Source organism: Nocardiopsis listeri (assembly GCF_020741345.1).
Classification (GTDB): domain Bacteria; phylum Actinomycetota; class Actinomycetes; order Streptosporangiales; family Streptosporangiaceae; genus Nocardiopsis; species Nocardiopsis listeri_A.
Genome location: NZ_DYZD01000335.1, coordinates 1 through 7,235 on the forward strand (window position 1 = coordinate 1; position 7,235 = coordinate 7,235).

Annotated in this window: 8 protein-coding genes and 1 pseudogene; 3 read left to right on the top strand and 6 right to left on the bottom strand. The window is 69.3% G+C overall.

The window, feature by feature from the left end:
- Both K8V84_RS17945 and hemQ read left to right on the top strand, forming a co-directional pair.
- Positions 1 to 163, top strand: a pseudogene (locus K8V84_RS17945) (protoporphyrinogen oxidase); the annotation flags it as partial.
- Complete coding sequence (gene hemQ, locus K8V84_RS17950; protein WP_304076370.1) at positions 160 to 870, top strand: hydrogen peroxide-dependent heme synthase; 711 nt, start codon at positions 160 to 162, stop codon at positions 868 to 870. The pseudogene K8V84_RS17945 and the gene hemQ, both read left to right, overlap by 4 nt.
- Before the next feature lie 93 nt (positions 871 to 963).
- Here hemQ and K8V84_RS17955 read toward each other — a convergent pair whose 3' ends face one another.
- From K8V84_RS17955 to msrB, 3 genes are all read right to left on the bottom strand, one after another.
- On the bottom strand, positions 964 to 1,782 hold the full coding sequence (locus tag K8V84_RS17955; protein ID WP_304076372.1) for a phosphatidylcholine/phosphatidylserine synthase: 819 nt from the start codon (positions 1,780 to 1,782) through the stop codon (positions 964 to 966).
- Positions 1,769 to 2,437 carry a phosphatidylserine decarboxylase gene (locus K8V84_RS17960; protein WP_304076373.1) on the bottom strand — a complete coding sequence of 223 codons (669 nt, stop codon included), beginning with the start codon at positions 2,435 to 2,437 and terminating at the stop codon, positions 1,769 to 1,771. The genes K8V84_RS17955 and K8V84_RS17960 overlap by 14 nt, the downstream gene beginning before the upstream one ends.
- 263 nt (positions 2,438 to 2,700) lie before the next feature.
- Positions 2,701 to 3,147, bottom strand: coding sequence for a peptide-methionine (R)-S-oxide reductase MsrB (msrB, locus tag K8V84_RS17965; RefSeq protein ID WP_304076374.1), 447 nt, complete (start codon positions 3,145 to 3,147; stop codon positions 2,701 to 2,703).
- Between the two features lie 202 nt (positions 3,148 to 3,349).
- Here msrB and K8V84_RS17970 point away from each other — a divergent pair, with 202 nt between their 5' ends.
- Positions 3,350 to 3,787, top strand: coding sequence for a hypothetical protein (locus tag K8V84_RS17970; protein WP_304076375.1), 438 nt, complete (start codon positions 3,350 to 3,352; stop codon positions 3,785 to 3,787).
- A 125-nt stretch (positions 3,788 to 3,912) separates the two neighbouring features.
- On the opposite strand, the gene K8V84_RS17975 is transcribed toward K8V84_RS17970, so the two are convergent.
- The 3 genes from K8V84_RS17975 to glgX all read right to left on the bottom strand — a co-directional run.
- The gene (locus K8V84_RS17975; RefSeq protein ID WP_304076376.1) at positions 3,913 to 4,701 is read right to left on the bottom strand and encodes a GntR family transcriptional regulator; all 789 of its coding nucleotides are present in this window, start codon (positions 4,699 to 4,701) and stop codon (positions 3,913 to 3,915) included.
- A gap of 168 nt (positions 4,702 to 4,869) precedes the next feature.
- Positions 4,870 to 5,670, bottom strand: coding sequence for a pyrimidine reductase family protein (locus K8V84_RS17980; protein ID WP_304076377.1), 801 nt, complete (start codon positions 5,668 to 5,670; stop codon positions 4,870 to 4,872).
- A gap of 82 nt (positions 5,671 to 5,752) precedes the next feature.
- On the bottom strand, positions 5,753 to 7,235 hold a 1,483-nt coding region (gene glgX, locus K8V84_RS17985; protein WP_304076378.1), incomplete at its 5' end, for a glycogen debranching protein GlgX.

The following is a 7,235-nucleotide window of genomic DNA, read 5'->3' on the forward strand; positions in this document are numbered from 1 at the left end:
CGGCGTGTGCGGCGCCGTCTACGGGGGAGTGGGCATCCCCGCCTGTGTCGCCGACGCCGGCCGCGAGGCCGCGCGTCTGGCCGACACGCTCATCGACCACAGCCACACCAGCCGCGGCGCGGGAAGCGCCGAGGAAACGAACGATCAAGGAGTCAACCCGTGACAGGCCGGCAGAACGAGTCGATCACGCAGGACGGGACCGACCTCAACAAGATCATCCGCTACACCATGTGGTCGGTCTTCAAGGTCGACAGCCTGGATGGCGTGGACCGCGCCGCCGCCGCGGAGGAGCTCCAGGCGCTCCTCGACAAGGCGGCCGGACAGGGCGTCACCACGCGTGGAAGTTATGACGTGCAGGGCTACCGGGCCGACGCCGACATCATGTTCTGGTGGATCGCCGACAGCTCCGACCAGCTGCAGGACATCTACTCCGACTTCCGGCGCACCCGGATCGGTCGCGCCTCCACCCCGGTGTGGTCGGTCATGGGCCTGCACCGCCCCGCCGAGTTCAACCGTGGCCACGTGCCGGCCTTCATGGCCGGTGAGGAGCCGCGCGACAACATCTGCGTCTACCCGTTCGTGCGCTCCTACGAGTGGTACCTGCTGCCCGAGGACGAGCGTCGCACCATGCTCGCCGAGCACGGTCGGATGGCCGCTCCGTACCCGGACGTGCGGGCCAACACGGTCTCCTCGTTCGGTCTCAACGACTACGAGTGGCTGCTCGCCTTCGAGGCCGACGAGATGTACCGCATCGTGGACCTGATGCGTACCCTGCGCGGTGCCAAGGCCCGCGTGCACACCCGTGAGGAGATCCCCTTCTACAGCGGCCGTCGCAAGAGCGCGGCCGAGCTGGTCGCCTCCCTGCCGTAACCGGATCAGGGTCCGCGCACGAAGAGGGGGACCCCGCGCTCCGTTGGAGCGCGGGGTCCCCCTCTCGTCGTTCTCGGGTCCGGGTGGGGGGACCTACTCGATGGGCGAGGTCTCCGGCCGGGGAGCGGCGGCATCTCGCCGCGTGGCGATCACGTAGAACGGGACGGTGACGATGAAGACCAGCACCATGGCGCTCGCCAGGTAGATGAGCACGTCACCGGCGGGCAGGCCGAGCCCCCACGCGATCATGAGGAGCACGCCGCCGGCGAGCATCCCCAGCACCACGTAGGCCTTGCGGCCCTTGGGCTTGGGGTACTCCATGCGGCTCACCATCAGCCAGGCCACCAGCAACGTCGCGGCCATGCCGACGACGACCGGCGGGTCCAGCAGGACGATCGTCACCACGGCCATCGCCCCGAACGGGCACGGCAGGCCGGTGAAGTAGTCGGCCCCCGGGGCCTGACAGGAGAAGCGGGCCAGCCGTACGATCACCGCGAGCAGCACGGCGCTCGCGCCGACCAAGGGCCACACGGACCCCTCGGTGGCGGTGGTGCTCCACACCAGGAAGAAGAACGCCGGCGCGACCCCGAAGCTGATCACGTCCGCGAGGTTGTCCAGCTCCGCGCCCATGCCGCTGCCGCCCCACTTGCGGGCGACGCGACCGTCGAGCACGTCCAGGGAGGCCGCCACCATCATCAGGCCCACCACCGTGGCCAACGCCGCCTTGGGCAGTGGACCGACGGTCCCGGAGGCCACGTGGGCGCTCTGGGCTCCGGCCAGGGCCCACACGGCCAGGAAACCGCACAGGGCGTTGCCCAGGGTCAGGTAGTCGGCGACTCCCAGACGGAGCCTGGGTGCCTCCTCGGAGACCTCACCGGCATCGGAGGCACCGGTGGTGTCAGTCGGCGTCAAGACGGGTTTCCCCGGCGCGGACCTTCTGGCCGATCTCCACCGCCGGGGCGACCCCGCGCGGAAGGTAGACGTCGACACGTGACCCGAACCGGATGAGACCGATCCTCTCGCCTTGTTCGACCTTCTGCCCCGAAGCGAGATACGGGATGATACGCCTGACCATCGCGCCGGCGATTTGAACGACCGTGATCTCACCGATCTCGGTTTCAAGGGTCCAGATGACGCGTTCATTACGCTCGCTGTCCTTGTCGAAGGCGGGACGGAATCCCCCGGGGCGGTGCTCGACGCCGGTCACGACACCGGCGAGGGGGGCACGGTTGACGTGCACGTTGAGGGGGTTCATGAAGACCGCGACCCGGGTACGCCCGTCGGGTTGCGGGTCGATGCTCTGGACGACACCGTCGGCCGCGGACAGCACACGCCCGGTGGCCGGGCCGCGCTCCGGGTCACGGAAGAACCAGGTCATCCCCGCCGCGAGCGCGATCACGGGTACGGCGGCCAGGGTCCGTGCCCTGGAGCCCCGCGCGGCCAAGGCCGCGGCGCCGGCGGCGCCCAACGCCGGTACCAGCCAGGGGGCCGAGCCCTGGGCCATGCCCATGCGGGGTCGGGCCGGTGGCCGTGGGGAGACGGATGAGGAAGGTGAGTCGTCGGTCATGGGGCGCTTTCGTCACGGGTCGGTCTGTTCGCCCGCACATCGGTTACCGCTGTGAGGGGCGTGCCCCGTACGGGTGAACAGGGCGGTGCACGGTCACCGGGGGGAGGTATCCCCGCCGCGCGCGGCTTTCCGTTCGACCAAGGGCCGAGCTTCGGTGCGCTGGTGAGATTATCCCCGATCCCGCGGGGGCGGGAATCGGTCGGATGCGGAAGACCCCGCCATGGCCATGGCCACGGGATACCCGGCGAACCGAAAAGGTAAGCCTACTCCGTGGGTTCGAGGGACAACGCGACGGAGTTGATGCAGTATCTGGCGTCGGTGGGGGTGTCGTACCCCTCGCCACGGAAGACGTGACCCAGGTGGGAGCGGCAGGTGGCGCACCGCACCTCGGTACGGACCATGCCGAGGGATTCGTCCTCGTGCAAGGTCACGGCTTCGGAGTCGGCCGGGTCGAAGAAGCTCGGCCACCCGCAGTGGGAGTCGAACTTCTCGTCCGAGCGGAACAGTTCGGTCCCGCATCCCCGGCAACGGTAGACGCCCGCGGTCTTGGTGTCGACATAGGCGCCGGTCCAGGGGCGCTCGGTGCCGGCCTCACGGAGTACCGCGTACTCCATGGGGTCCAGGCGCTCGCGCCACTCCTGTTCGGTCGTGGGCAGGTCCTGTGCGGCTCCGTCGTTGGAACGCGGTGCCTGGTCCGATGCGTCAGCCATGGTGATGACGCTACCCGGAATCGGGCCACGATGCGGACCGGAGGCCGAACCGGATGGAATCGGACGATCGACTCGGAGATAGGTAAATCATCCTTAGGGGCTACATGCACCTATCTTCACCCCTCGGCGACGTTCGGTGGTGATCTTGGCGGGTACGGGCCAGAGCAGGGGTCAGTGGTCGAGGTGTACTGAGGCAGGTGGCATGGCTGTTACAGCTCAACAGGCACTCGGAGTCAGTCGGCGACCACTGCGCGTTGGAAGGGTTCGATACGGACTGTGGTGGCTGGACCAGGCGACGGCGGGGGCCCGCGCACGGGCCCGGGTCGTCACCGACGGTACGGCCACCGTGGGACGGGAACTGCGCTGGGCCGCCGAGCTCAGTGTCCGCGCCACGCTGGCGGGGATCGACCACGCGCGCCCCGAACCCTGGAGCGACCGAGGGCTGACCTGGCTCTTCGGCGCGATCGCCGTCGCCGCGGTGGCGGTGGCGGTCCTCCTGGGAGCGGGAATGGCGCAGTGGGCGATGACCTCGTCCGACGCCATGCTGTTCGCCGCGGCGGGGGCCTTGGCGGTGGGACTGGTGTTCCTACCGCTGGCGTACCTGGTCTTCGCCTCCAGACGACAGCGTCGCCGACGCTAGAGGCACGAGGAAGACGGAAAACCCACGGGTGAAGACGATGATGGAGGGGCCTCACCACGAGGCCCCTCCAGTGTGTGCGGGGGCGGCGCCGGGGGTCGGGGCGCCGCGGGGGTGAGTGGGAACGGTCAGGCGTCGAAGTCGTACTGGAGGACGTACGCGGAGCCGTCCATGGTGATCTCGTTGAACTCCACCGGACGATGGTCGGCGGTCAGCGCGGTGCGCGCCACCTCCATGACGGGGGTACCGGGGAACAACTCCAGTTCGACGGTCTCCTCGGGGGTGGGCATGCGGACCCGGATCTCTTCGGTGAAGTGGGCCGGTCCGCTCCCGAGGTCGGTCAATCGGGCGTAGATTCCGCCGGGCCCGCTGTCGTGGGCCCTGAGGCGTCGCGCGGCGTCGGAGGTCTCCCGCCCCCGCCAAGAACGCGGAGACAAGTGGGAAACGGCGCTCTGCACCGGTCTACCGTCCACGAGGTAGCGCCGGGAACGACGTAACACCGTGGATCCCTCCGGTAGGTCCAGGGCGCGTAGGACGTGCCCTTGGGGTTCCACCTCCTCGACCACGAGGCCCTCCACCTCGTAGCCGCGGGTTTCACTGTCGGTCTGCCAGATGGCCCGCCCTCCGCCCCACAGCTCCTTGGACAGACGCCGGGCGCCGTGTCTTCGCAGGGGACGGAACAGACGGACGTAGATGCCCGAGCCGCGGACCGCCACGGCCAGGCCTTCGTTGATCAGTACGGAGAGCGCCTGACGCGCGGTCGCCCTGGCGACCCCGTGACGCTCCATCAGGGTGTTCTCCCCGGGAAGGCGGTCGCCGTCGGCGTACCGTCCGGAGCGGATCTGTGCTCGAAGTTCCTCGGCTATCTCCCGGTAGACCGGAGGTGATCCGTTTGCGGCCGTCGGCACTACGTTCATCCTCTCGCCCAGGGGACCACACCGGTGAGCCCCGTTGATGCGGTGTGTCCGGTCACAGCGTTTTCAGTGGATGGCACACCACGGGTATGTCCGGTTGCGGGATGGTTCATGCGTCATTGTGGGGTGACCGAAACACAGCGGTTATGGCGGCTCCCGCGGGGAACCCCCTCAGTCCCTGAGGTAACGGGTGAACAGGTTGCCCTGTGCTTCCAACAGGTGCGCCAGCCGTAGCGGGGTGGTCCGCTGCGTGTCCACGCCCGGAACACCCGGAACCGGTGGCCCTCCCGCCACGATTCGCGGCGATCCCACGCCCAGGAGGTGCGGGCTCACAGTCAGGCACAGTTCGTCGAGCAGGTCCGCCGCCACGAACTCCGCCAGCAGGTGTGGACCTCCCTCCGTCAACACCCGGTACAGACCTCTCTCGGACAGGGCGTCGAGGATGTGCCGCGGCCGCACCGAGTACTCGTCGACCACCACCAGGTCGGCGTGCTCGGCCACGAAGGCCCGCCGGTCGGCGGGGCTGTTCTCGACGGTGAACACCAGGGTGCGGGCGTCGTCGGGGGCCGTGGTGAGCAGTTCGTCGTCGATCTCCAGGGTTCGTGAGACCACGGCGATCCGGGGCGTGGCGGGTCGGCCCGCGCGCAGCTCCGCCCAGATCTCGCGCGGGCGCACCGGCTTGTACCCCTCGTGCCGGACGGTCGAGGCGCCCACCACGACGACGTCGCACAGGCCCCGCAGAACCGCCATCACCCTGCGGTCCGGCTCCGAGGACATGTCGCGACTGCGCCCCGAAGGCCCGACGGCGCCACCGTCGGCGCTGGCGACCATGTTGGCGCGCACCCAGGGCCGGGTCAGGTCGGTGGGGTAGGCGTAGGCCTCCTCCGGTCGTACGTCCGTGTGCTCGGGGTCGGGGAGGAGTTCGCGGAGCCGTGCGGGCTCGGAGCTCCCCGCGGCGTGAGTGTTCGACATGCTCATCAGGCTAGAGGGATCGGAAGGGCCGGGCCCCTCCCGGCGCGCGTGCGGGCGCTGCCGAGAGGGGCCGGGCCGCGCCTCAGCCGTGGTGGGGCGAGACGCGTCGCAGCAACATCAGGGCGCGGTCGATCACCCGCACCGGGCATCCCGCGGTCACGAACGGACGCCCGCCCACGTCCGGTTCGGCGGTGTCCAGGACCGTCTCCCAGGCCATTCCGTACTCGGTCCCGGGCAGTTTGAACTCCACCGACTGCGGGCCGCTGTTGAGCAGCAGCAGGAACGAGTCGTCCCGGATCGTGCGTCCCCGCGGGTCGGGCTCGGTGATGGCGTCCCCGTTGAGGAACACGCCCAGGGCGCGATCGGTGCTGTTCCAGTCACCGCCCTCCATGGCCGACCCGTCCCGGCGCAGCCACGAGATGTCGGGCAGCCCGTCCTGGCCGGACCCCTCGCCGGGGAGACCGCCCTCCACCGGGCTGCCTCGGAAGAACCGGCGGCGACGGAACACCGGATGCTCCCTGCGCAGCCGGGCCAGCTCGCGCACGTAGTCCAACAGGTCGTTCTCCGGGTACTCCCCGGCCAGGCCCGCGCCCTCCCAGTCGATCCAGGAGATCTCGTTGTCCTGGCAGTAGGCGTTGTTGTTGCCGCCCTGGGTGCGTCCCACCTCGTCGCCGTGCGAGAGCATCACCACGCCCTGCGACAGGTACAGCGTGGCGAGGTGGTTGCGGACCTGCCTGCGACGCAGGGTGAGGATGGCCGGGTCCTCGGTGGGCCCCTCCACCCCGTGGTTCCAGGAACGGTTGTCGTTGGTGCCGTCCCGGTTCCCCTCCCCGTTGGCCTCGTTGTGCTTGTGGTCGTAGGAGACCAGGTCGGCCAGGGTGAAGCCGTCGTGGCAGGTGATGAAGTTGATCGAGGCCACGGGGCGGCGCCCGTCGTCCTGGTACAGGTCGCTGGACCCGGCCAACCGGGAGGCCAGCTCGCCCTTGACCGGCTCACCACGCCAGAAGTCGCGCACGGTGTCCCGGTACTTGCCGTTCCACTCGGTCCACAGCGGTGGGAAGTTGCCCACCTGGTAACCGCCCGGGCCCACGTCCCAGGGTTCGGCGATCAGCTTGACCTGGGAGATCACCGGATCCTGCTGGACGATGTCGAAGAACGTGCTCAGCCGGTCGACGTCGTGGAACTCCCGGGCCAGTGCCGAGGCCAGGTCGAAGCGGAACCCGTCCACGTGCATCTCCAGGACCCAGTACCGAAGCGAGTCCATGATGAGCTGGAGCGAGTGCGGGTGCCGCACGTTGAGGCTGTTGCCACAGCCCGTGTAATCGAGGTAGTAGCGCTGGTCCTCGTCGGCGACCCGGTAGTAGCCCAGGTTGTCGATGCCCCGCCAGGACAGGGTGGGACCCATGTGATCGCCCTCGGCGGTGTGGTTGTAGACCACGTCGAGCAGCACCTCGATGCCCGCCTCGTGCAGCGACTTCACCATCGCCTTGAACTCCTGGACCTGCTGTCCGCGGGACCCACGGGCGGCGTACCCGCTGTGCGGGGCCAGGAACGCCAGGGTGTTG